Source organism: Mesorhizobium sp. P3_A10, from assembly GCF_056403175.1.
This window is the reverse complement of the sequence record NZ_JBFUFZ010000004.1, coordinates 413,912-437,156: the sequence shown is the minus strand read 5'-3', so window position 1 is coordinate 437,156 and position 23,245 is coordinate 413,912. Positions and strand designations below refer to the sequence as shown.

The window sequence follows — 23,245 nt, the reverse complement described above, 5'->3', positions numbered from 1 at the left end:
GCTTCGCCCGGTCAAGCTCCCGTCGCAGCGGTCGTCGTGCCCGCCAGGGTCGACCCCCACTCCGTCGAGCTTCGCTCGACACCTCTCCCCCGATCGACGGGGTAGAGGAAGGGCGCCAAGCTGTCCGAACCGGCGCCCGTCCTGCGAAGCCGAGGCCCTCTTCCTCTCCCTCCGGAGGGGTGGCGCCGCGAAGCGGCGACGGAGTGGGGGAACCACTTGGCAACCAGGCGCAACCATCATCTTGTCCCGCGCGAAGATCGACCCCACTTCGTCGAGCTGCGGTCCTCTCCCCTCGGGGGGCGGGCCTTACCCCGCAATCATGTCGCTCTTCGCCGGTCTTCCCGCCACGTAAACCTCGCGCACCGCCCGGTCGTCGCCCAGCGTCTGCAGCAGGAACAGTTCCTGCGCCAGCGTCTCCACCGTTTCCATCCTGAGCCGCATGGCAGGCGTAGCGCGAGCGTCGAGCACGACGATGTCGGCGTCAGTGCCTAGGTCCAGCGTGCCGACCTTTTCCGCCACCGATAGCGCCTCGGCATTGCCGCGGGTGAGCTGCCAGAAGGACTGGAAGGGATTCAACTTCTCGCCGTTCAGCGCGATCACCTTGTAGCCTTCGTCCATGGTGCGCAGCATCGAATAATTGGTACCGCCGCCGACATCGGTGGCGGCGGCGATCCGTAGCGGCTTGTCGCGGCGGCGAAAGCGCTGATAGTCGAACAGGCCTGAGCCAAGAAACAGGTTGGAGGTCGGGCAGAACACCGCCACCGAACCCGTATCCGAGAGAGCATCCGCCTCGCGTTCCGACAGATGGATGCAATGGCCGAATAGGCTCTTTTTGCCCAGCAGCCCATAGTGCTCGTAGACATCCGTGTAGTCGCGCGACCAGGGGTAGAGCTCCTGGGTGAAAGCGATCTCGGCGTGGTTTTCCGACAGATGCGTCTGCATATGCAGGTCGGGGTGTTCGCGGCAAAGCGCGCCGGCCATTTCCATCTGCTCGGGCGACGAGGTGATGGCGAAGCGCGGCGTGATGGCGTAGAGTTGCCGGCCCTTGCCGTGCCATTGCGCGATCAGCGCCTTCGAGTCGTCATAGCCCGATTGCGGGGTGTCGAGCACGCCGGCTGGCGCATTGCGGTCCATCATCACCTTGCCGGCGATGTTGAGCATGTTGCGGTCGTGCGACTCGGCAAAGAACGCTTCGGCGGACGCCTTGTGCACTGAACAATAGGCGGCGACCGTCGTCGTGCCATGGCGCAGCATCTCGTCGAGGAACAGCCGGGCAATGCGGCGGCCATGCTGGGCGTTGGCGAACTTCGTCTCTTCCGGGAAGGTGTAGGTGTTCAGCCAGTCGAGCAGTTCGGCGCCAAACGACGCGATGACCTGCATCTGCGGAAAATGCACATGCGCATCGATGAAGCCGGGCAGCAGCAGATGCGGCCGATGGTCGATCTTCTCAGCGCCTTCGCCGGCCTGTTTCTCGACCTGTGCATAGGCGCCGGCAGCGACGATCCTGCCATCGCTGATCAGCAGGCCGCCATCCTCCTCGTAGCGCCAGGCGGCATGGTCGTCGATGCTTTCGGGCCAGCGCAGGAAGGACAGCGTGCGGCCGCGCAGAAGTGTTGATGTCATGCCTATTTACCTGCGCCTTCGAACCATGCCACCAGCAATGCCCGCTCCTTGTCGGTAATCCCTGAGACATTGGCGGGTGGCATGGCGTGGCTGCGGCCGGCCTGCAGATAGATCTCGCGGGCGTGTTCGGCGATCGCCGCATCGGTGTCGAGCATCACGCCCTTGGGTGCGTGGTAAATGCCCTCGTAGCCCGGCTCCTCGGCATGGCACATGGAGCAGCGGCCGAGCACGGTGTCGCGCACGGCCGGGAAATGTGCGGAGGCGATGTAGACTTCGGCGGCGGCGGACGCCTTGGGCTCGCCGGTCAGCACCTTCGGCGCGGTCGACAGCCAGATGATGATGACGAACAGCACGGCGGCTGCCATCCAGGTCCAGTGCGGGTTGCCGGCACGCTTGTGCACGGTGTTGAAATAGTGCCGGATCAGAACGCCGATGATGAACACCAGCGAGGCAATGACCCAGTTGAACTCCGTGCCGAAGGCCAGCGGATAGTGGTTCGACAGCATCAGGAACAAAACCGGCAGCGTCAGGTAATTGTTGTGCAGCGAGCGCTGCTTGGCGATCTTGCCGTATTTCGGATCGGGCTTGCGGCCGGCGATCAGGTCGGCGACGACGATCTTCTGGTTGGGGATGATGACCATGAAGACGTTGGCCGACATGATCGTGGCGGTGATGGCGCCAAGATGCAGGAAAGCGGCGCGGCCGGTGAACAGGTGGGTCAGACCCCAGGCGATGAAGACCAGCACGCCGTAAAGCACCAGCATCAGGCCGGTGTCGCTTTTCCCCAGCGGCGAGCGGCACAGAAGATCATAGACCACCCAGCCGACGCCGATGGTGGCCATCGACAGCAGAATGCCTGTCGGCACCGACATCGGCAGCACATTGGGATCGATCAGGAACAGGTCGGCGCCGGCGTAATAGACGACGCACAGCATGGCGAAGCCGGACAGCCAGGTGGCGTAGGATTCCCATTTGAACCAGGTCAGGTGCTCAGGCATTTCGGCCGGCGCCACCAGATATTTCTGGATGTGGTAGAAGCCGCCGCCGTGCACCTGCCATTCCTCGCCGAACGCGCCGGCGGGCAGGCCGGGACGCTGGCGCAAGCCGAGATCGAGCGCGACGAAGTAGAAGGAGGAGCCGATCCAGGCGATGCCGGTGACGACATGCAGCCAGCGCACGGCGAAACTCAGCCATTCCCAGAAAATTGCGAAATCCATCATTGAAGTCGTCCCTGCCGATCGGCTGACTTTACGGACTGGGGCGCAAACGGAAAGGGGCGAGGTGCACGATGACTTTCAAAAAAAAATGGAAAATACTAAGCTGATCCCACGCAGCTGCATGAGAGCCACGGAATCCGCATGGCCTATCTCGACAACATCGCCGTTTTCGTCCGCGTCGTCGAACTCGGCAATCTGTCGGCGGCGGGCCGCGACATGCGCATTTCGCCGGCGGTGGCCTCCAACCGCATCAAGGAGCTGGAAAAGCATCTGGGCGTCAGGCTGTTCAACCGCACGACGCGGCAATTGATGCCGACCGAGCACGGCACGGTGTTTTATGCGGGCGCCAAGCAGGTGCTGGAGGCGATCACCGAGGCGGAAGCCGCCGTCTCAGCACTGTCAGGCCAGCCGCGCGGTACGATCAAGGTGACGGCGCCGCTTGGCTTGGGGCGCCGGCTGGTGGCATCGGGCATTCCCGATTTCCACGACAAATACCCTGACATCGAGGTGCGGCTGCGGCTCTCCGACCACAATGTCGATATCATGAAGGAAGGCATCGACGTTGCCTTCCGGCTGGGCATCATCGAGGATTCCAGCCTCAGAATGCGCGGCATCATGGAATGCGAGCGCGTGCTGGTGGCGGCGCCGAAATATCTTGAGGCGCGCGGCGAGCCTACTGAACCGCAGGAGCTGATCGGCAAGAAGCATGACTGCCTGATGCTGCGCTATTCCGGCGCACGCGAATATGTGTGGACGCTGCAGACGCCGACCGGCCCGCAGAAATTCGAAGTGCATGGACCCTACGACACCGACGATGGCGACGTGCTGACCGGCTGGGCGCTGTCGGGCCGCGGCATCATCAACAAGCCGCGCTTCGAGGTCGAGCCGTTCATCCGCGACCAGCGGCTGAAGGTGATCCTTGCCGATACGCCGCCGACGCCGGTGCAGTTTGCCGCCGTCTATCCGCACAAGAAATTGCAGGATCCCAAGGTGCGGCTGCTGCTCGATTTCATGGCCGAGCGCTGCCAGCGGCTGATCAAGGATTTGCTGGCCGGCAAGTGATGGCTGGCCGGCACGTGACCGGCGGTTGGCCCAGTGGCAGCGGTTGCCATCCCGGGAAGGGGCGAACATAGTTCCGGCATGTCGTCTTGCAGGGACCTTCCATGGACAACGGCACCTTGATGCATCTTGCCGTTTCGCTGGTTCCTGACACCTCACCCGGGGCGGAGGAATTCAATCACCTCGCCCGGTTCGTGCAAAAGGCCGAAGCAGCCGGGCTGGACATGGTGCTGCTTGCCGATGCGGCGCCGAACCAACAGATACCCTTTGAAGCGACGACCTTGCTGGCTGCGCTGGCGACGGTGACGAGCAGGATCGGTCTTGTTGCTGCGGCCTCGACCGTCGCCCACCAGCCCTACAATCTGGCGCGCCGTTTCGCCTCGCTCGACATCATCAGCCACGGCCGCATCGGCTGGCACGCGACCCTGGTGCAGGATCCGCGCGAGGCGGCCAATTTCAGCCGGCCGGAAGGGTTCTCCGGCGACGATTTCCGTCGCCGTACCGAAGAGTATATCGGCATCGTAAGGGGACTGTGGCAAGGCTGGGATGCAGACGCGCTGCTATTCGACAAAAGCGGCGGCCGCTTTCACGACCCCGAAAGGATGCATCTGCTCGATCATAAGGGAGAGTTCTTCTCGGTGCGCGGGCCGCTGAACGTCGCGCGCTCACCGCAGGACACGCCGGTGCTGGTGCTGTCCGGCGTGGCGGAGCCTGAGATGGACATCGCCGCCCGCACTGCCGATGTCATCCTGCTGGACGAGCGGCCTGCTGAGCGTACGAAAGCAATTTATGACGATCTGAAGCGCCGCGCGCTGGCGTTCGGTCGCGATCCTGGCGCGGTGAAGGTGCTGATGACTACAACACTGAACATCAACGGCACTGACGTCTTCGCAGACAGGCTCGAAGCGGGCTTTCGGTCGAAAAGCTGCGATGGTTTCAACGTCCTGGTGCAGCCGTCGGCCCTCGACGATTTCGTCGATCTCGTTCTGCCGGAACTGCGGCGACGAGGCCTGATTCGAGAGAGCTATTGCGGAGCGACGCTGCGGTCGCATCTCGGACTTGCCGGCGGAGGCGAGCAATGACCCGCCAGATGAAGCTCGGCGCCTTCCTGTGGGCGACAGGCCATCACATCGCCGCCTGGCGCCACCCCAAGGCGCATGTCACGGCGGGTATCGACATCGACCACTACATCCAGCTGGCGCGAACGGCGGAAGCGGCAAAGTTCGACATGATCTTCTGCGAGGACGCCGCCGGCCTGCGCGAGGCCAATGTCGGCATTGCCAGCCAGACCTCGCGTTCGATCGGCTTTGAGCCTATCAGCCTGCTTTCGGCTCTCGCAGTTCAGACCAGCCGCATCGGTCTCGTCTCCACCGCGTCGACAAGCTACAACGAACCCTACGGGCTGGCACGGACCTTCCTCTCGCTCGATCATCTGAGCGGCGGCCGCGCCGGCTGGAACCTGGTGACGTCGGCCAGCCCCATCGAAGCAGCCAATTTCGGCTCCACGGGCCTCCGGCCCCATGCCGACCGCTATGAGCGGGCGCGAGAATTCGCCGAAGTGGTCACCGGACTTTGGCATGGCAAGCTGGACGGCGGTTACAACGGTCAGAGTTTTTCGGTGCACGACCCGCTCGACCTGCCGCGCTCGCAGCAGGGCGCGCCGGTGATGGTGCAGGCCGGCGCCTCGGATGTCGGCCGCGACCTGGCCGCCCGCAGCGCCGATGTCGTGTTCACGGCGGCGCAGACTTTTGAAGAAGCCAAGGCCTTCTACGATGACCTGAAGGGGCGCATGGCGGCCTATGGGCGCGAGCCGGACGACATCAAGATCATGCCGGGCGTGGCGCCCGTGGTGGCCGAAACGGAAGCGGAAGCCCGCGAGAAATATGAGGAGTTGCAGGAGCTGATCCCCGACGATGTCGGCGTAGCACTGCTGTCCAGTTATCTCAGCATTTCCGATCTGTGGCGCTACCCCATTGATGGGCCGTTGCCGGAGCTGCCGGAGAGCGAGGGGATGAAAAGCAGGCAGGCGCTGGTCGTCGAGCAATCGCGCCGCGACGGCCTTTCCATCCGTCAGCTTGCCCGTCATTTCGCCGGCGCGCGCGGTCATTGGCGCATCGTCGGCACGGCGGCACAGGTCGCCGACGAACTGCAGGCGCGATTCGAAGGCGGGGCGGCCGACGGCTTCAACGTCATGCCGTCATATTTTCCCGGCGAGCTCGATGCCTTTGCCAGGTTGGTTGTGCCGGAGCTGCAGCGGCGCGGCCTGTTCCGCAAGGAATATGAAGGCCGCACGCTGCGCGACCATCTCGGCTTGAAGCGGCCGGCGTGAGATCCGGCAGCGTCTACGCCATCATCCGAGCGGTTCCCGACACCCTGATCGAGCTGCCTGGCTGAGGCGCAATGTCGGCATGCAAACGTGAGCCCATGCCCATGTCCTCGCCTTGGACGATATCGATCGCACCGCCATGCGGCCAACCGAGGTCGCGCAGATAGCCGGCAAACGCTGCCGTCGAAGCGCCGGTCGCCGGATCCTCGTAGACGCCGCCGGAGGCAAACGGGTTGCGGGTGTGGAACAGTCGCGGCGTTTCGGCGTAAGCGAGCAGGATGGTGACAAGTCCTTCGCGCCGCATCAGGGTCTGTCCGGCTTTCAGCTCATAGGCCATGGCGGCCAGCGCCTGGCGTGACTTCAGCGCCAGCACGAGATGGTCGGCGCCGCCATGGATTAGCGCCGGCGGAATGGCCGGATTGAGATCTCTTGCGGAATAGCCGAACAGCGCCAGCGCGTCGGCGACCAGCTTCTGCGGAGCCGGTTTGCTGTGGGTCGGCGGCGATTGCAGTGCGGCGGCGATGTTCGCACCGTCGCGAAACCCCTCGACGGTGATCGAAGCCTGGTTGAGGGTCAGCGCGAAAACACCATCGCCGAACTGCCGAACCAGCGCCGCGCCCAAGGCGATCGTGGCGTGGCCGCAGAACGGAACTTCCGATTCCGGCGAGAAATAGCGGACTCGCCAGTTATCGCCGTCGGGTGCGGCAAAGGCGGTTTCCGAGAATCCGACTTCAGCCGCTATTGCCTGCATTTTGACGGCATCGGGCAAGACGTCGCCGATCAGCACTCCAGCGGGATTGCCGCCGCTGTCACCATCGGAAAAGGCCGCGATTCTCAATACGTCCATTTGTCTCTGCCTCATGCTGCAAGGGAGGCAGGAAACACCTTCTCAGCTCATTTGAGAACCTGGGAAAGCGAGGAGCTGCTGTGACTTTAGCTCACAGCCGGCAAACCGCGTCAGCTGGCCATCGCCTTGTTGTGAGACGCAGGATACGAGACTGCTGACGCGGCCGTGTGGACGACCAGCGCCGTCATGATCTCGGCGGCGGCAAGTGCCGCGATCACCGGCGGCCGCTTATCCCTAACGGCATCGCCGCCGATCGGCGAGACGAGGCGGGCAAATTCCTCCGCGCTGCCGTCCGCCGACTTCAGGAACCAGTTCTTGAACGTCGCCTTCTTGGTCTTCGAGCCGATCATGCCGACATAGGCGGCATCGTCACGTTTCAGCGCCTCGGCGACGATCAGGAAATCCAGCGCGTGGTCGTGGGTGAGGATGGCGAAGGCGGTTCCCTCGGGCGCGTTGCGCACCATCGCTTCGGGCATTGGCGTCAGACTGGTTTCGACCGTTTCCGGCATGCCCTCCAGCGCCTCGGCTCGCGTCTCGATGACCACGACATGCACCGGCAGCAAGGCCGCTGCCGAGGCCAGTGCCTGGCCAACATGGCCACCGCCGAAGATGTAGACGTGCGGCAGTTGCGCTTCCTCGGCTTCCGTCGCCGCAACCAGCTCCTGCGCCAGCGCCGCATCGACCAGCCGGATCAGCACTTCGACCCTGCCGCCGCAGCACTGGCCGATTTCGGGCCCGAGCGGCACATCGAGGGTGGCGCAGATTTCGTCGACCTCGATGCGGGCTTCTTTACCCACCATCTGCCGGGCCTTGTCGATCGCCATATATTCGAGCTGGCCGCCGCCGATCGTGCCGAAAATGGCCGATGCCGAGACGAGCATGAAGGCGCCCTTCTCGCGCGGCGTCGAGCCTTTCGTCCCGGCAACCTCGACCAAAGCGACGCGGCCTTGACCGGCAAGGAAGTCTTTCAGGCTTTGCACTTTCGAGTTCATCATTTGCATTCCCGTACGGGAAACATAGGCTTTTTCGACCCGATTTGCACGCATTGCCAACCCTGGGGCCAGACTCAAGCCTTGGCCTTCAGCCGCTCTATTGCCATCAGCACGCGTTCCGGTGTTGCCGGGGCGTCGAGGCGCGGGCAGACCTTGTGGCCGGCGACGCTCGCCACCGCGTCCGACAGCGCATGCAGCACCGACATGCCGAGCGGGAACGGCGGCTCGCCGACCGCCTTGGAGCGGTGGATCGTCGGCTCACCGGCTTCCGGCCAGTCGGCCAGCGTCACATTGAAGATTTTCGGCCGGTCGGAGGCGAGCGGGATCTTGTAGGTCGACGGCGCATGGGTGCGCAGCCGGCCCTTGGCGTCCCACCACAATTCTTCCGTGGTCAACCAGCCCATGCCCTGGATGAAGCCGCCCTCGACCTGGCCAAGATCGATGGCGCGGTTCAGCGAGCGGCCGGTCTCGTGCAGAATGTCGGTGCGCTCGACCATGTATTCGCCGGTCAGCGTGTCGACCGAGACTTCCGAGCACGAGGCGCCATAGGCGAAATAGTAGAACGGGCGACCCTCGCCCTTGTCGCGGTTCCAGTGGATTTTCGGCGTCTTGTAGAAGCCCGCCGCCGACAGCTGGATGCGGGCCATATAGGCCTGCTTGACCAGATCGGCGAAAGGGATTTCCTGGTTGCCGATGCGCACCCGGTTGGGCAGGAAAACCACCTGGTCGCGCGGCACCTGGTACTTTTCGGCGGCGAAATTGGTCAGCCGGTCCTTGATCTGCCGCGCGCCGTTCTGAGCCGCCATGCCGTTGAGGTCGGTGCCGGACGATGCTGCAGTGGCCGAGGTGTTCGGCACCTTGCCGGTCGTCGTCGCGGTGATCTTGACCTGATCAAGATCGATCTGGAACTCCTCGGCCACCACCTGCGCCACCTTGACGTAGAGGCCTTGCCCCATCTCGGTGCCGCCATGGTTCAGATGCACCGAACCGTCGGCATAGACATGCACCAGCGCGCCGGCCTGGTTGTAATGGGTGGCGGTAAACGAGATGCCGAATTTGACCGGCGTCAGCGCCAGGCCGCGCTTGACGTAGCGGCTGTTGGCGTTGAAGGCCTCGATAGTGCGGCGGCGCCTGGCATAGTCCGAACTCGCCTCCAGCTCGGATACGATGCGTTGGATGATGTTATCCTCGACCGTCTGGTGGTAGGGCGTGATGTTGCGGTCTGAGGTGCCATAGAAATTCTGCTTGCGGATTTCGAGCGGGTCCTTGCCGACGGCAAAGGCGACCTCGTCGATGACACGCTCGGCGCCGACCATGCCTTGCGGGCCGCCAAAACCGCGGAAGGCGGTGTTGGACACGGTGTTGGTGTAGAGCGGCGCCGACTGCGCGTGCAGCGCCGGCCAGAAATAGGTGTTGTCGCAGTGGAACAGCGCGCGGTCGGTGACCGGGCCGGACAGGTCCGACGAAAACCCGCAGCGCGCCGCGAACATGAAGTCGACGCCCAAAATGTTGCCGTCATCGTCGAAGCCGACCTCGTAGTCGACGAGAAAGTCGTGGCGCTTGCCGGTGGCGATCATGTCGTCATCGCGGTCGGGCCGGATCTTTACCGCGCGATGGTGTTTTTTCGCGGCGATGGCGGCCAAAGCGGCAAACTGGTTGCCTTGCGTTTCCTTGCCACCGAAGCCGCCGCCCATGCGGCGGATTTCCACGGTGATGGCGTTGCTTGGCACGCCGAGTGCATGGCTGACCATGTGCTGCACTTCGCTCGGATGCTGGGTCGAGGAATAGATGGTGACGTCCTGGTCCTCGCCCGGAATGGCCATGGCGATATGGCCTTCGAGGTAGAAGTGTTCTTGGCCGCCAATGCGCATTTTTCCCTTCAGCCGGCGCGGCGCGGCCTTGATCGCGGCCGCGGCATCGCCGCGCCTCAGCGTTAGCGGCGGCGTGACCAGCTTGTCCTTTTTCGGGTTGAGTTCCCCGATGTCGGTGACGAAGGGCAATTCCTGGTATTCGACCTTGGCCAGCCTTATCGCCCGGCGGGCCTGCTCGCGGGTTTCGGCAATGACGCAGAAGATCGGCTGGCCATAGAATTGCACCTTGCCGTCGGCAAGCACCGGCTCGTCGTGACGGCCGGTCGGCGAAATGTCGTTTTCGCCAGGTATATCCTTGGCCGTCAGCACATCGACGACGCCAGGCGCCGAGCGCACCGCCGACAGGTCCATTTTCGTGATGGTGGCATGCGTGGCCGTGCACAGCCCGAGGCAGCCATGCAGCGTGCCGGCCGGTTCCGGCATGTCGTCAATATAGATCGCGGTGCCGCTGACATGCTTGTGCGCGGAATCATGGCGCTGGTTGGTGGCGACACCGCCGGCGATCTTTTGCGCCTTGAGATTGGGGGTGGCGTGCTTGTTCATCAGGCCGCCTCGTTCCGTGAAACCTGGAATGGCGCTCCGGTATCGCTGGTCTCGGCAAAGAAGCGCAACAAAAGGTTCTTTGCCGCCAGCGCCCGGTATTCGGCACTTGCCCGCATATCGGTCAGCGGGGTGAAATCATTTGCGTATTCGGCCATTGCCGCCTCGACCGTCGCCTCCGACCAGGGTTTGCCGAGCAGCGCCTGCTCGACACCGAGGGCGCGTTTCGGCGTCGCCGCCATGCCGCCATAGGCGATGCAAATGTCAGCCACCGTACCGTCCTTGGCCAGATCCAGGAAAAAAGCGCCGAGGGCTGCGGTGATGTCCTCGTCGCGGCGCTTGGTGATCTTGTAGACGGCAAACTTTGTTCGCTTGGCCGGCACAGGGACATGCACGGCCTCGACGAATTCGCCCGGCTGCCGGTCCTGCTTGCCATAGGCGATGAAGAAGTCCTCCAGCGCGATCGTGCGCCGTTTCTTGCCGCGGCGCAGCGTCAGTTGCGCGCCCAACGCGATCAGCGGCGGCGGCGTGTCGCCGATCGGCGAACCGTTGGCGATGTTGCCACCGATCGTGCCCATGTTGCGCACCTGCTCGCCGCCGATGCGGTCAAACAGCGGCCCGAGCGTCGGAATGCGCTTCGCCAGCGTCGCGAAGGCGTCGCTGTAGGTGACGCCGGCGCCGATCGAGATGACGCCCTTCTCCTCGGAGATCGTGCAGAGACCGTCGAGATTGCCGATGAAGACCACCGGCGAGATATCGCGCATGTGCTTGGTCACCCACAGGCCGACATCGGTCGAGCCGGCGACGATGGTGGCGCCCGGCTGCTTGTCGAGCACACTGGCCAGGTCATCGGCATCGGCCGGAACGACCAGCCGCGCCTTGCCGGCGCCGATCTCGACGCGCGACCCGTCTTTCATCGCCGCAAGCTTTGCGGTGATCGCCTTGCGCTCCGCCGCCAGCGGGTCCTTTGCCGCCTTGCCGTAACTGGAAATGGCGCGCGCGGCCCGCATGATCGCCTCATAGCCGGTGCAGCGGCAGAGATTGCCTTGCAGCGCCTTTTCGATTGCCGCATCCGATGGCTCCGGCGAGCGCATCCACAGGCCATAGAGCGACATGACGAAGCCCGGCGTGCAGAAGCCGCATTGCGAGCCGTGGAAATCGACCATCGCCTGCTGCACAGGGTGCAGTTTTTCTCCGTCGCCGCGAAGATGCTCGACGGTGACGACATGGGTGCCATCGAGCGAGCCGAGGAAGCGGATGCAGGCGTTGACGCTTTCATAGACCAGTTTTCCGGCGCTGAGCCTGCCGACCAGCACGGTGCAGGCGCCGCAATCGCCTTCGGCGCAACCTTCCTTGGTGCCGCGCAGCGACCGGTTGAGCCGCAGCCAGTCGAGCAAGGTCTCATCGGGCGCAACCGTTGAGAGCGCGACGTCCTCGCCATTGAGGATGAAGCGGATCTCGTTGCGTATCTTGGCTTTGGCCATGCCTCAGCTCCCCCTGTAGGTCGAATAGCCGTAGGGCGAGACAAGCAGTGGCACGTGATAGTGCACCGGCTCGGCCATACCGAAGCGGATCGGCACGACGTCGAGGAAGGCCGGTTCCGGCAGTTTTGTCCCCTGTTGGCGCAGATAATCGCCGGCGGCAAAGACCAGTTCATATTCGCCGGCGCGGAATTCCGCACCAGAGAGCAACGGCGCATCACAGCGGCCGTCGGCGTTGGTCACGACCGTCTTCAGATGCGTCCGCGCCTGGCCGTCGAGGTGATAAAGTGCAATCGACAGGCCCGCCGCCGGTCTGCCGGTCGCGGTGTCGAGGACGTGGGTCGTCAGACGCCCGCCATCGGCTTTCGACGTTTCAGCCACTGGCCGCCTCCCATTCGGTACAATCGAACATGCTGATGAATTGTGCGCCAATTAAAGGCGATGCATAAGTCCCGGTCGAGCGGAGCAGGACAAAAACACTTTCAAAAATTTTCGGGGGAATGCGCAGGCAACCCTTTCGACTATCCTCACGACAACATCGGGGCAGGAGTGACGATGCGTTACATCAGAGACATGCGCGGCTATGGCGCAAATCCGCCGGATCCGAAATGGCCCGGCGGGGCGCATGTCGCAGTGCAGTTCGTCGTCAACTACGAGGAAGGCGGTGAGAACTGCGTCCTGCATGGCGACAAGGCTTCGGAAGCCTTCCTGTCCGAGATCGTCGGCGCCGCACCCTGGCTTGGCCAGCGCCACTGGAACATGGAATCGATCTACGAATACGGCGCCCGCGCCGGTTTCTGGCGATTGCTGCGCCTGTTCACCGAAGCGCAAGTGCCGATCACCTGCTACGGCGTCGCCTCAGCCCTTGCCCGTTCGCCCGACCAGGTCGCGGCAATGCAGGAGGCCGGCTGGGAGATCGCCTCGCACGGGCTGAAATGGATCGACTACCGCGACCATGCCGTGGAAGACGAGCGCCGCGACATGGAAGAGGCGATCAAGCTGCACTACGAGGTGACCGGCCAGCGCCCAACCGGCTGGTACACCGGCCGCACCTCGATCAACACCGTGCGGCTGGCGGCGGAAGAAGGTGGCTTCGACTATGTCTCGGACACTTATGACGACGAACTGCCCTACTGGTTCGAGCATGATGGGCCGGACGGGGCCGGCAAGCCGCAGCTCATCATCCCCTACACGCTCGACGCCAACGACATGCGCTTTGCCACGCCACAAGGCTTCAATTCGGGCGATCAGTTCTTCGCCTATCTGAAGGACAGTTTCGACACGCTCTATGCCGAGGGCAGAGAAGGGCGGCCGCGCATGATGAACATCGGCCTGCACTGCCGCCTCGTCGGGCGGCCGGGCCGGGTGGCGGCGCTGAAGCGTTTCGTCGACTACGTCAAATCGCATGACAAGGTCTGGCTGGCGCGGCGCGTCGACATTGCAAAACACTGGCAGGCGACGCATCCGTTCCGGCTGCCGGCGCTGCGTCCGTCGAAGATGGAGTTCGAGGCCTTCGTCCATGCCTTTGGCGGCGTGTTCGAGCATTCGCCATGGATCGCCGAGCGTGCCTATGAGCTGGAGCTTGGCCCGGCGCATGACAGTGCCGGCGGGTTGCACAATGCACTGTGCCGCGTCTTTCGCGCCGCCAGCGAGACCGAGCGCCTTGCGGTGCTCAACGCCCATCCCGACCTTGCCGGCAAGCTGGCAAAAGCCAGGCGACTGACGGCGGAATCGACGAAAGAACAAGCCTCCGCCGGGCTCGATGCGCTGACCGACAAGGAACGCGAGCTGTTCTCCAAGCTTAATGCCGCCTACGTCACCACCTTCGGCTTCCCCTTCATCATAGCGGTGAAAGGCAAGACCAAGGAGGAGATCCTGGCGGAGTTCGAGGCGCGTATCGGCAACAACCGCGCCACCGAATTCGAAACCGCCTGCAAACAGGTCGAGCGCATCGCGCTGCTTCGGCTCAAGGACATGCTTCCGCAATAGGTTTGACTCAAATGGATACGATCAAGATGGCGGATACAATCAAGATGGCTGGCCGAACCTATTACGCGCCGCAGGGCGGCCACCCCGGCCAGAGCGAACTTTTGACCGGCCGCGCCGTCTTCACCGAGGCCTATGCCATCATCCCTCGCGGGGTGATGCAGGACATCGTGACCAGCGCCTTGCCGTTCTGGGACAAGACCCGTGTCTGGATATTGTCGCGCCCGCTGTCAGGCTTTGCCGAGACGTTTTCGCAATACATCGTCGAGATCGGGCCCGGCGGCGGCAGCGATCGGCCTGAACCCGATGAAGGCGCCGAGGGCGGCCTGTTCGTGGTCGAGGGCGAACTCAGCGTGTTCGTCTGCGGCCAGACGCATGTAATGCGTCCCGGCGGCTTTGCCTTCCTGCCGCCGGCCAGCGGATGGACGGTTCGCAACGAAAGCGGTGCAGCTGTGCGCTTCCACTGGATCCGCAAGGCTTACGAGGCGGTCGAGGGTATCGAGACGCCGGAAGCTTTTTTCACCAACGAACAGGACATCGCGCCAACGCCGATGGCCGGCACCGAAGGGCGATGGGCGACGACGCGCTTTGTCGATCCGGCCGACATGCGCCACGACATGCATATCACCGTGGTGACGCTGGAGCCCGGCGCGGTGATCCCCTTCGCCGAGACCCATGTGATGGAACACGGGCTCTATGTGCTGGAGGGCAAGGGGGTCTACCGGCTCAACCAGGACTGGGTCGAGGTCGAGGCCGGCGACTATATGTGGCTGCGCGCCTTCTGCCCGCAGGCCTGTTATGCCGGCGGCCCGGCCAAATTCCGCTATTTGCTCTACAAGGACGTCAACCGCCACGCCAAGCTTGGCGGGGTGGGCATTGGCGGTCGCGCGCGGTGACCCGGATTGTTGCGCGGCCGCTGACCCGCGAGAGCTTTGCCGAGTTCGGTGATGTCATCGATATGGGTGGCGACAACCACTACCCGATCAATGGCGGCCGGGCCGAGCGCTACCACGACCTAGCCACCGCAGAGGCCCAGGGGCCGAACGCGCGCGTGCTGATCTCGATGGTGCGTGGCACGCCCTACGACTTGCCGCTGAAGCTGACCATGGTCGAGCGCCACCCTTTCGGCAGCCAGGCCTTCATCCCGCTGTCGCCGCGCCCGTTCCTGGTGGTCGTCTGCCATGACGGCGCCGAAGGCCCCGGCGAGCCGCATGCCTTCATCACCGCGCCAGGCCAAGGCATCAACTATCCGCGCAATCTGTGGCACGGGGTGCTGACGCCGATCGGGGAGGCGCAGGATTTCCTGATCGTCGACCGCGGCGGCGACGGCTCAAACCTCGAAGAGTGCCATTTCTCGCACCCCTACGAGATCCATCTTCCCGACGGAAAGTAACAATGACCGACATTTCGCTGATCGACCGCCTGCTCGATGTGATCGAGCACGACATCGTGCCGAAGACGGCTGAGGGTGTCGCCCATGGCAACAAGCTGTTCGGCGCGGCGATCCTGAGGAAGGACGACCGCTCGCTGGTGCTGGCCGAAACCAATAACGAGATGGAAAACCCGCTCTGGCATGGCGAGGTGCATTGCCTGAAGCGCTTCTACGAAATGCCGAGGGCCGAGCGCGTCGATACGAAAGATGCCATCTTCATTGCCACGCACGAACCTTGTTCGCTCTGCCTGTCGGCGATCACCTGGACCGGCTTCGACAATTTCTACTATTTGTTCAGCCACGAGGATTCGCGCGACAGTTTTGCCATCCCACACGATTTGAAGATCCTGAAGGAGGTCTTCACCCTCGACCCCGGCGGCTACAATGCCGAGAACGCCTACTGGAAGAGCTTCTCCATCCGCCGGCTGGCGCGGGCTCTGCCGGAGGCCGAACGGCAGCGGCTGGAAGCGCGCATCGGCAAAATCTCGGCGCGTTACGACGAACTCTCCGGCGTCTACCAGGAGAGCAAGGCTGAGAACGACATTCCGCTGAACTGACGCGGATTGACCAGCCGAATTCGTTGGCTGGCCCATGACGCGATCCGGCCGCCTCCATCATGTGACGCTCCTGGAGTGCGTTCGCATGAAAATCGTCACCGAGTTCCCCCGTAAAGTCGTCGAATTTCCAGCAATGGGGATTGTCATGCCGGACGGATGCCGGCTGTCGGCGCGGGTGTGGATGCCGGAGGATGCCGGCGACGATCCGGTGCCGGCGATCCTCGAGCACCTGCCCTACCGCAAGCGCGACGGCACCATCTTTCGCGACCAGCTGACGCATCCCTATTTCGCAGGCCACGGCTATGCCTCGATCCGTGTCGACATGCGCGGCAATGGCGATTCCGAAGGGCTGATGGACGACGAATATTCCGAGCAGGAATTGCAGGATGCCTGCGACGTCATCGCCTGGGCGGCATCGCAGCCCTGGTGCAACGGCAATGTCGGCATGATGGGCATTTCCTGGGGCGGCTTCAACTGCCTGCAGGTGGCCGCGATGCAGCCGCCGGCGCTGAAGGCGGTGATCAGCATCTGTTCGACGGTCGACCGCTATGCCGACGACATCCACTACAAGGGCGGCTGCCTGCTGATCGAGAATTTCGGCTGGGCCTCGACCATGCTGTCCTATTCGTCGCGGCCGCCGGACCCGCTCTTCACCGGCGACGAAAGGTGGCGCGACCTTTGGCTGACCCGGCTGGAGAACCAGCCCTTTCTCGCGCCGCTGTGGCTGAAGCACCAGCACCGCGACGCCTATTGGAAGCGTGGCTCGATCTGCGAGGACTATTCCGCCGTCAAGGCGGCAGTGCTGTCGATCGGCGGCTGGCATGACGGCTATCGCAACACGATCTCGCATCTCGCCGCCAACATCGAAGCGCCGGTCAAGGGCATTGTCGGCCCATGGATCCACAAATACCCGCATTACGCAGCGCCCAAGCCCGCCATCGGCTTCCTGCAGGAGGCCTTGCGCTGGTGGGACCGCTGGCTGAAGGGCGTCGACACCGGCATCGAGGCCGACCCGGCCTACCGCGCCTATGTGATGGACAGCGTCCGCCCCGCGCGCTGGCATCCCGAGCGGCCGGGTCGCTGGGTCGCCGAACAGGAATGGCCGTCGCCAAACATCAAGACGCAAGAAATCGAGCTGATCCCCGAGGGCAGCAAGCCGGCCATCGTCGCTTCGCCGCAAAGCTGCGGCCTCGCCGGCGGTGAGTATTTCCCCTTCACCTTCGGCCCGGAACTGCCCGGTGACCAGCGCCCCGACGATGCGCTGTCGGTGTGTTTCGACCAGCCGGCGCTGACCGAGGCGATCGACATCGTCGGCGCGCCGGAGGTTCTGGTGCGAGTCTCATCGAACCGGCGCCAGGCCAACATCGCGGTCCGGCTGTGCGACGTGCACCCCGACGGCGCCTCGGAGATGATCTCCTACGGCGTGCTCAATCTGACGCATCGCAACTCGCATGAGTTCCCTGAGGCGCTGGTTCCGGGCGAAACCGTGTCGGCCCGCGTCGTGCTCGATCAGTGCGCCTACCGCGTGCCGGCCGGCCATCGCCTGCGCATTGCCGTTTCGAACGCCTACTGGCCGATGATCTGGCCATCGCCGGAGCCGGTCCAGTTGGACCTGTCGGCCGCGACGCTCATGCTGCCGCAACGCCCGCTGGCGAAAGGCGACGAAGTAACCTTCCCTTCGCCGGAGGCAGCCTCGCCCTGGGCGACGAAGTTAATCCGTGCCGCCAATTCCGAGCGTCATGTCGACCGCAACGAGAAGACCGGGGTCGTCTCGCTTTCCATCGTCGACGATTTTGGCGCAGTGCGCGATCTCGAGCATGACCTGGAAAATGGCAGCATTGCCCGCGAGACCTGGACGATCCATCCTGACAATCCGCTGGCAGCCTCGGGCAAAACCCACTGGACGCAGACATTGTCGCGAAATGGATGGTCGGTGCGCACCGAAACCTTTACCGAAATGCGCTCCGACGCGCAAAGCTTCACGGTTAGCGCCAGAATCGAAGCCTACGAGGGCGAAATCCTGGTTTTCGAACGCGATTTCGCAGAGACGATCCCGCGCGCCCTGCTCTGAGCACCCATTCGGGGTTTCGAGGTTGGTCCAATTGCGACGTGCGATTTACGCCACGGCATGTCGCATTCGGTCTTGCTTACCGCTTTCCCTTACGGTCATTATTCGCCCGATAATAATCAACAAAAAACGACCACAAGGTCGAACCAACAGAGTGAGGAACTCAACATGTCAAACGAACTGGAATTCCTTAGCCGGCGCGTCGCTTCCGGCAAGCTGAGCCGTCGCGATTTTCTCGGCCGGGCGGCAGCGCTCGGCGTCACCGCGCCCTTCGCCAACTCGCTGCTTTCGAGCGCGGCGCGCGCGGCAGGTCCGGTCAAGGGCGGCACGCTGAAGGCCGGTCTGGTCGGTGGCGAGTCCACCAACAGCCTCGACCCGGCGCTGATGATGACGCAGGTGCCGTTCGCCTTCGGCAAGATGTGGGGCGAAATGATCGTCGAGCTTTCGCCGGAAGGCAAGCTTGAGAACCGCATCGCCGAGGAGATCGGCGCGTCGGACGACGCCAAGACCTGGACGCTGAAGATTCGTGACGGCGTCGAATTCCACAATGGCAAGACGGTGACCGCCGAGGACGTGGCCGCCACGCTGGAACGCCATTCGGACGAGAAGTCGAAATCCGGCGCGCTCGGCTACATGAAGGGCATTGCGACCATCAAGGCCAGCGGCAAGGAAGTCGTGCTGACCCTGAAGGAGCCGAACGCCGACCTGCCCTATCTGCTCAGCGACTATCATTTGATCGTCCAGCCCAATGGCGGCAAGGACGGAGCCGACGCCGGCATTTCGGCCGGTCCCTACAAGGTCAAGACCAACGAGCCCGGCGTGCGCCATGGCGGCGAGCGTTTCGCCAACTACTGGCAGGGCGACAAGATGGGCCATGCCGACCAGATCGAGATCATCGTCATCAACGACGCGACGGCGCGCACGGCGGCCCTGCAGGGCGGCCAGGTCAACATGATCAACCGCGTCGAGCCGAAGATCGTCGACCTGATCAAGCGCCTGCCCGGCGTCACCATCCGCAACCACGCCGGCCCCGGCCACTACGTCTTCATCATGCATTGCAACACGGCGCCCTTCGACAATGCCGATCTGCGCATGGCGTTGAAGCTGGCGATCGACCGCGAAGAGATGCTGGACAAGATCCTGCGCGGCTACGGCTCGCTCGGCAACGACTTCCCGATCAACGCTTCCTACCCGCTGTTCACCGAGATCGAACAGCGCAAGTACGATCCCGACAAGGCCAAGTTCCACTTCAAGAAGTCGGGCCATGACGGGTCCGTGCTGCTGCGCACATCGGATGTCGCCTTCCCCGGCGCCGTCGATGCCGCACAGCTCTACCAGCAGAGCGCGGCCAAGGCCGGCATCACGCTGGAGATCAAGCGCGAACCGGGCGACGGCTACTGGTCGGAAGTCTGGAACAAGCAGCCCTTCTGCGCTTCCTACTGGGGCGGACGTTCGACCCAGGACCAGATGTACTCAACCGCCTATCTGTCGACGGCCGACTGGAACGACACGCGTTTCCTCCGTCCGGATTTCGACAAGATGGTGCTGGCGGCGCGCGCCGAGCTCGATGAGGCCAAGCGCAAGGCGATGTACCACGACATGGCTGTCATGGTGCGCGACGAAGGCGGCCTGATCCTGCCGATGTTCAACCAGTTCATCGACGCGACGGGCGCCAAGGTTGGCGGCTGGGTTGATGATCCGCATCAGGAGTTGATGAACGGCTACGCACTGGCGAAGTGCTGGCTCGAAGCCTGAGCCCGGCTTTGCGGATATGTCCTCACCCATCCTGAAACTAATTGCCCAGCGCATTGCGCTGGGCATCGTTCTCCTGTTGGCCGTTTCGGTCCTGATCTTCGCCGGCACCCAGATTCTGCCCGGCGACGTCGCGCAAGCCATTCTCGGACAATCGGCGACGCCGGAGTCGCTCGCCAATCTGCGCGAGCAGCTCGGTCTCAACGACCCGGCCTATATCAGGTATTTCCGCTGGCTCGGCGGCGTGGTGACCGGCGATCTCGGCACCGCCATGTCGAGCGGCCAGGATATTGCGACGTCGATCAAGGGACGGCTGTGGAACACGCTGTTCCTGGCCTTCTGGGCGGCGGTCGTTGCCGTGCCGCTGGCGATCATCCTCGGCCTGATTGCGGTGCGCTACCGCAATGGCTGGGTCGACAAGCTGATCTCTGGCCTGGCGCTTGCCTCGACGTCGTTTCCCGAATTCTTCATCGGCTATGTGCTGGTCTATTTCTTCGCCGTGAAATGGCAGATCTTTCCCGGCATTTCGACCGTCTATGAAGGCATGCCGTTCGGCGAGCGCATGCAGGCGATCGCGCTGCCGGCGACGGCACTGACGCTGGTGGTGCTCGCCCATATGATGCGCATGACACGCGCGGCGATCCTCAATGTCATGCAGTCGGCCTATGTCGAGACGGCGGAGCTGAAAGGCCTGTCGGCCTTCAATGTCATTCGCAAGCATGCCTTTCCCAATGCCATTGCGCCGATCATCAACGTCGTCATGCTCAACCTCGCCTACCTGATCGTCGGCGTGGTCGTCGTCGAGGTGATCTTCGTTTACCCCGGCATGGGGCAGTATCTCGTCGACCACGTCACCAAGCGCGACGTGCCTGTGGTGCAGGCGGTCGGCCTGATCTTCGCCGCCGTCTACATCAGCCTCAATATCATTGCGGACATTGCGGCGATCGTCGCCAATCCGCGTCTCAGACATCCGAAATAGGGGGCGGGCATGCTCGATATCAAACGCATCCCGATCCCCGCGCTGATCGGCATCGTGCTGACGACACTGTTCGTGCTGGCGGCGATCTTCGCACCGCTGATTGCGCCGCACGGCAATGGCGAGATCGTCGGCGACGTCTGGGAACCGATGTCATCAGCGCACTGGTTCGGCACCGACAATCTCGGCCGTGACCTGCTGTCGCGCATGATCTACGGCGCCCGCATCACGCTGTTCATCGCCGTGCTGGCCACGGCGCTGTCGTTCTCGCTCGGCGCCATTCTCGGCTTCTCAGCGGCGGTGTTCGGCGGCTGGTTCGACACACTTCTGTCGCGGCTCGTCGACCTCTTGATGTCGATCCCGACGCTGATCATGGCGCTCGTCGTGCTCTCTGTGCTGCCGACCAATCTGGTGACGCTGATTGTGGTCATGGGCGTTCTCGACTCGACCCGCGTCTACCGGCTGTCACGCGCGGTCGCCGTCGACATCAACGTCATGGACTATGTCGAAGCGGCCAAGCTGCGCGGCGAAGGCAGCGGCTGGATCATCTTCCGCGAGATTCTGCCCAATGCGCTGTCGCCGCTGGTTTCGGAACTCGGCCTGCGCTTCATCTATGCCGTGCTGTTCCTGTCGACGCTGTCCTTCCTCGGCCTTGGTGTGCAGCCGCCGGATGCCGACTGGGGCGGCATGGTCAAGGAAAACAAGGACGGCATCGTCTTCGGTATTGGCGCTGCCCTCATTCCGGCAGCGGCGATCGCGATGCTGGCGATTTCCGTCAATCTGGTCGCCGACTGGGTGCTCAACCGCACGACAAGCCTGAAGGGAGGACGCGGGTGATGGCTGACCAGCAGAAGAAATCCGTGCTGCTCGACATCCGCAACCTGCGTATCGAGGCGACGGTGTTCCCGCCGGGCGAGCCGCCGAAAAACATCGTGCTTGTCCATGACGTCTCGCTGACGCTCGAAAAGGGCAAGGTGCTCGGCCTGATCGGCGAGTCCGGCGCCGGCAAGTCGACCATCGGCCTGTCGTCGATGGGCTATGGCCGCGGAGGCGTGCGCATCACCGGCGGCGAGGTCATCCTCAACGGCCGCGACATCCTCAAGGGCGGCAAGGAGGGTTTTCGCAAGCTGCGCGGCCGTGAGGTCTGCTATGTCGCGCAGTCGGCGGCCGCCGCCTTCAACCCGGCGCACAAGCTTATGGACCAGGTGGTGGAAGCCACGCTGCTGCATGGCACGGCGACCCGGGCCGAGGCAGAGAAACGCGCTGTTGCGCTGTTCAAGAAGCTCAGCCTGCCAAACCCCGAAACCATCGGCGAACGCTTCCCGCACCAGGTCTCCGGCGGCCAGCTGCAGCGCGTGATGACGGCGATGGCGTTGTGCTCCGAACCCGACCTGATCGTCTTCGACGAGCCGACCACGGCGCTCGACGTGACGACGCAGATCGACGTGCTGGCGGCAATCAAGGACGCCATCCGCGACACCCATGTGGCGGCGCTCTACATCACCCACGACCTCGCCGTCGTCGCCCAGGTCTCGGACGAGATCATGGTGCTGCGCCATGGCCGGCTGGTCGAATGGGGCGGCACCCGCCAGATCATCAAGGAGCCGCGCCAGGAATACACCAATGCGCTGGTGTCGGTGCATGAGATCGAGCACTCCGAGCAGAAGCCCGGCACGACACCGTTCCTGTCGGTCAAGAACGTCACCGCCGCCTATGGCCGCAGCCACATCAAGGTCCTGAAAAACGTCTCGGTCGACATCTATCCGGGCCAGACGCTGGCCGTGGTCGGCGAATCCGGCTCCGGCAAATCAACGCTGGCGCGCGCCATCACCGGGCTTTTGCCGCCGGAAGGAGGCACCGTCACCTTCGACGGACGGCCGCTGGCCAACCGGCTTGCCGACCGGCCGAAGGAGGATCTGCAGCAACTGCAGATGATCTACCAGATGGCCGACGTGGCGATGAACCCGCGCCAGACTGTCGGCACCATCATCGGCCGGCCGCTCGAATTCTATTTCGGCATACGCGGCCGCGAGCGCGACAAGCGCGTCGCCGAACTGCTCGACAAGATCGAGATGGGCAAGGGCTTTTCCGACCGCTATCCGGCCGAGCTTTCCGGCGGCCAGAAGCAGCGCGTCTGCATCGCCCGCTCGCTCGCCGCCAAGCCGAAACTGATCATCTGCGACGAGGTGACCTCGGCACTCGACCCGCTGGTTGCTAACGGCATCCTGAAGCTGCTGCTCGAGCTGCAGAAGGAAGAAAACGTCGCCTATCTGTTCATCACCCATGACCTGGCGACCGTGAAATCGATCGCCGATTCGATCGCGGTGATGTATCGCGGCGAGGTGGTGCGCTACGGGCCGAAGAGCAAGGTGCTGGCGCCGCCCTTCGATGCCTACACCGATCTCCTGCTTTCCTCCGTCCCCGAAATGGAAATCGGCTGGCTGGAAAAGGCGATCAAGGGACGGCGCATGGCCAGCGCGGGGAACTAGCGGGTTCGCGGCACCAGCCGCGAAGACGT

Annotated in this window: 19 protein-coding genes; 12 read left to right on the top strand and 7 right to left on the bottom strand. The window is 63.6% G+C overall.

Annotated elements, in window-relative coordinates:
- Positions 1-306: 306 nt before the first annotated feature.
- Positions 307-1,623: a guanine deaminase gene (guaD, locus tag AC1DXU_RS18860; RefSeq protein ID WP_477371367.1), complete on the bottom strand. Its 1,317-nt coding sequence runs from the start codon at positions 1,621-1,623 to the stop codon at positions 307-309.
- Between the two features lie 2 nt (positions 1,624-1,625).
- A complete protein-coding gene (locus AC1DXU_RS18855) occupies positions 1,626-2,843 on the bottom strand; it encodes a urate hydroxylase PuuD (RefSeq protein ID WP_477311172.1) in 1,218 nt (405 codons plus the stop codon).
- Positions 2,844-2,981: 138 nt separating this feature from the next.
- Here AC1DXU_RS18855 and AC1DXU_RS18850 point away from each other — a divergent pair, with 138 nt between their 5' ends.
- From AC1DXU_RS18850 to AC1DXU_RS18840, 3 genes are all read left to right on the top strand, one after another.
- A complete protein-coding gene (locus tag AC1DXU_RS18850; RefSeq protein ID WP_477371364.1) occupies positions 2,982-3,902 on the top strand; it encodes a LysR family transcriptional regulator in 921 nt (306 codons plus the stop codon).
- Positions 3,903-4,003: 101 nt separating this feature from the next.
- Complete coding sequence (locus tag AC1DXU_RS18845) at positions 4,004-4,981, top strand: LLM class flavin-dependent oxidoreductase (RefSeq protein WP_477371361.1); 978 nt, start codon at positions 4,004-4,006, stop codon at positions 4,979-4,981.
- On the top strand, positions 4,978-6,228 hold the full coding sequence (locus AC1DXU_RS18840) for an LLM class flavin-dependent oxidoreductase (protein WP_477371358.1): 1,251 nt from the start codon (positions 4,978-4,980) through the stop codon (positions 6,226-6,228). The genes AC1DXU_RS18845 and AC1DXU_RS18840 overlap by 4 nt, the downstream gene beginning before the upstream one ends.
- 13 nt (positions 6,229-6,241) lie before the next feature.
- Here AC1DXU_RS18840 and AC1DXU_RS18835 read toward each other — a convergent pair whose 3' ends face one another.
- The 5 genes from AC1DXU_RS18835 to uraH form a co-directional block, all read right to left on the bottom strand.
- On the bottom strand, positions 6,242-7,072 hold the full coding sequence (locus AC1DXU_RS18835; RefSeq protein WP_477371355.1) for a PhzF family phenazine biosynthesis protein: 831 nt from the start codon (positions 7,070-7,072) through the stop codon (positions 6,242-6,244).
- 110 nt (positions 7,073-7,182) lie between these two features.
- Positions 7,183-8,064 (bottom strand): xanthine dehydrogenase accessory protein XdhC, encoded by an 882-nt coding sequence (gene xdhC / locus AC1DXU_RS18830; protein WP_477371353.1) that lies wholly within the window; start codon positions 8,062-8,064, stop codon positions 7,183-7,185.
- 74 nt (positions 8,065-8,138) lie between these two features.
- Positions 8,139-10,478: a xanthine dehydrogenase molybdopterin binding subunit gene (xdhB, locus tag AC1DXU_RS18825; RefSeq protein ID WP_477371350.1), complete on the bottom strand. Its 2,340-nt coding sequence runs from the start codon at positions 10,476-10,478 to the stop codon at positions 8,139-8,141.
- Complete coding sequence (gene xdhA / locus AC1DXU_RS18820) at positions 10,478-11,959, bottom strand: xanthine dehydrogenase small subunit (protein ID WP_477371347.1); 1,482 nt, start codon at positions 11,957-11,959, stop codon at positions 10,478-10,480. Before xdhA ends, xdhB begins: the two co-directional genes overlap by 1 nt.
- Positions 11,960-11,962: 3 nt before the next feature.
- On the bottom strand, positions 11,963-12,337 hold the full coding sequence (uraH, locus tag AC1DXU_RS18815) for a hydroxyisourate hydrolase (RefSeq protein WP_477371344.1): 375 nt from the start codon (positions 12,335-12,337) through the stop codon (positions 11,963-11,965).
- Between the two features lie 174 nt (positions 12,338-12,511).
- On the opposite strand from uraH, the gene puuE reads away from it, so the two are divergent.
- From puuE to AC1DXU_RS18770, 9 genes are all read left to right on the top strand, one after another.
- Positions 12,512-13,945, top strand: a complete 1,434-nt coding sequence (gene puuE / locus AC1DXU_RS18810; RefSeq protein ID WP_477371341.1) for an allantoinase PuuE — start codon at positions 12,512-12,514, stop codon at positions 13,943-13,945.
- A 44-nt stretch (positions 13,946-13,989) separates the two neighbouring features.
- Positions 13,990-14,838, top strand: coding sequence for a bifunctional allantoicase/(S)-ureidoglycine aminohydrolase (locus AC1DXU_RS18805; RefSeq protein WP_477371608.1), 849 nt, complete (start codon positions 13,990-13,992; stop codon positions 14,836-14,838).
- The gene (locus tag AC1DXU_RS18800) at positions 14,835-15,335 is read left to right on the top strand and encodes an ureidoglycolate lyase (RefSeq protein WP_477371338.1); all 501 of its coding nucleotides are present in this window, start codon (positions 14,835-14,837) and stop codon (positions 15,333-15,335) included. Before AC1DXU_RS18805 ends, AC1DXU_RS18800 begins: the two co-directional genes overlap by 4 nt.
- 2 nt (positions 15,336-15,337) lie before the next feature.
- Positions 15,338-15,931, top strand: coding sequence for a nucleoside deaminase (locus AC1DXU_RS18795; RefSeq protein ID WP_477371335.1), 594 nt, complete (start codon positions 15,338-15,340; stop codon positions 15,929-15,931).
- 85 nt (positions 15,932-16,016) lie between these two features.
- Positions 16,017-18,002, top strand: a complete 1,986-nt coding sequence (locus tag AC1DXU_RS18790; RefSeq protein ID WP_477371333.1) for a CocE/NonD family hydrolase — start codon at positions 16,017-16,019, stop codon at positions 18,000-18,002.
- A 165-nt stretch (positions 18,003-18,167) separates the two neighbouring features.
- The gene (locus AC1DXU_RS18785) at positions 18,168-19,754 is read left to right on the top strand and encodes an ABC transporter substrate-binding protein (RefSeq protein ID WP_477371330.1); all 1,587 of its coding nucleotides are present in this window, start codon (positions 18,168-18,170) and stop codon (positions 19,752-19,754) included.
- Between the two features lie 16 nt (positions 19,755-19,770).
- The gene (locus AC1DXU_RS18780) at positions 19,771-20,730 is read left to right on the top strand and encodes an ABC transporter permease (protein WP_477311146.1); all 960 of its coding nucleotides are present in this window, start codon (positions 19,771-19,773) and stop codon (positions 20,728-20,730) included.
- Between the two features lie 9 nt (positions 20,731-20,739).
- Positions 20,740-21,564 carry an ABC transporter permease gene (locus AC1DXU_RS18775; protein WP_477311144.1) on the top strand — a complete coding sequence of 275 codons (825 nt, stop codon included), beginning with the start codon at positions 20,740-20,742 and terminating at the stop codon, positions 21,562-21,564.
- Complete coding sequence (locus AC1DXU_RS18770; protein ID WP_477371327.1) at positions 21,564-23,216, top strand: ABC transporter ATP-binding protein; 1,653 nt, start codon at positions 21,564-21,566, stop codon at positions 23,214-23,216. The genes AC1DXU_RS18775 and AC1DXU_RS18770 overlap by 1 nt, the downstream gene beginning before the upstream one ends.
- Positions 23,217-23,245: the final 29 nt, after the last annotated feature.

Excerpts from the sequence above, each read along its gene's own strand:
- guaD (WP_477371367.1), bottom strand. The coding sequence starts at position 1,623 with ATGACATCAACACTTCTGCGCGGCCGCACGCTGTCCTTCCTGCGCTGG.
- AC1DXU_RS18855 (WP_477311172.1), bottom strand. The coding sequence starts at position 2,843 with ATGATGGATTTCGCAATTTTCTGGGAATGGCTGAGTTTCGCCGTGCGC.
- AC1DXU_RS18850 (WP_477371364.1), top strand. The coding sequence starts at position 2,982 with ATGGCCTATCTCGACAACATCGCCGTTTTCGTCCGCGTCGTCGAACTC.
- AC1DXU_RS18845 (WP_477371361.1), top strand. The coding sequence starts at position 4,004 with ATGGACAACGGCACCTTGATGCATCTTGCCGTTTCGCTGGTTCCTGAC.
- AC1DXU_RS18840 (WP_477371358.1), top strand. The coding sequence starts at position 4,978 with ATGACCCGCCAGATGAAGCTCGGCGCCTTCCTGTGGGCGACAGGCCAT.
- AC1DXU_RS18835 (WP_477371355.1), bottom strand. The coding sequence starts at position 7,072 with ATGGACGTATTGAGAATCGCGGCCTTTTCCGATGGTGACAGCGGCGGC.
- xdhC (WP_477371353.1), bottom strand. The coding sequence starts at position 8,064 with ATGAACTCGAAAGTGCAAAGCCTGAAAGACTTCCTTGCCGGTCAAGGC.
- xdhB (WP_477371350.1), bottom strand. The coding sequence starts at position 10,478 with ATGAACAAGCACGCCACCCCCAATCTCAAGGCGCAAAAGATCGCCGGC.
- xdhA (WP_477371347.1), bottom strand. The coding sequence starts at position 11,959 with ATGGCCAAAGCCAAGATACGCAACGAGATCCGCTTCATCCTCAATGGC.
- puuE (WP_477371341.1), top strand. The coding sequence starts at position 12,512 with ATGCGTTACATCAGAGACATGCGCGGCTATGGCGCAAATCCGCCGGAT.
- AC1DXU_RS18805 (WP_477371608.1), top strand. The coding sequence starts at position 13,990 with ATGGCTGGCCGAACCTATTACGCGCCGCAGGGCGGCCACCCCGGCCAG.
- AC1DXU_RS18795 (WP_477371335.1), top strand. The coding sequence starts at position 15,338 with ATGACCGACATTTCGCTGATCGACCGCCTGCTCGATGTGATCGAGCAC.
- AC1DXU_RS18790 (WP_477371333.1), top strand. The coding sequence starts at position 16,017 with ATGAAAATCGTCACCGAGTTCCCCCGTAAAGTCGTCGAATTTCCAGCA.
- AC1DXU_RS18785 (WP_477371330.1), top strand. The coding sequence starts at position 18,168 with ATGTCAAACGAACTGGAATTCCTTAGCCGGCGCGTCGCTTCCGGCAAG.
- AC1DXU_RS18780 (WP_477311146.1), top strand. The coding sequence starts at position 19,771 with ATGTCCTCACCCATCCTGAAACTAATTGCCCAGCGCATTGCGCTGGGC.
- AC1DXU_RS18775 (WP_477311144.1), top strand. The coding sequence starts at position 20,740 with ATGCTCGATATCAAACGCATCCCGATCCCCGCGCTGATCGGCATCGTG.
- AC1DXU_RS18770 (WP_477371327.1), top strand. The coding sequence starts at position 21,564 with ATGGCTGACCAGCAGAAGAAATCCGTGCTGCTCGACATCCGCAACCTG.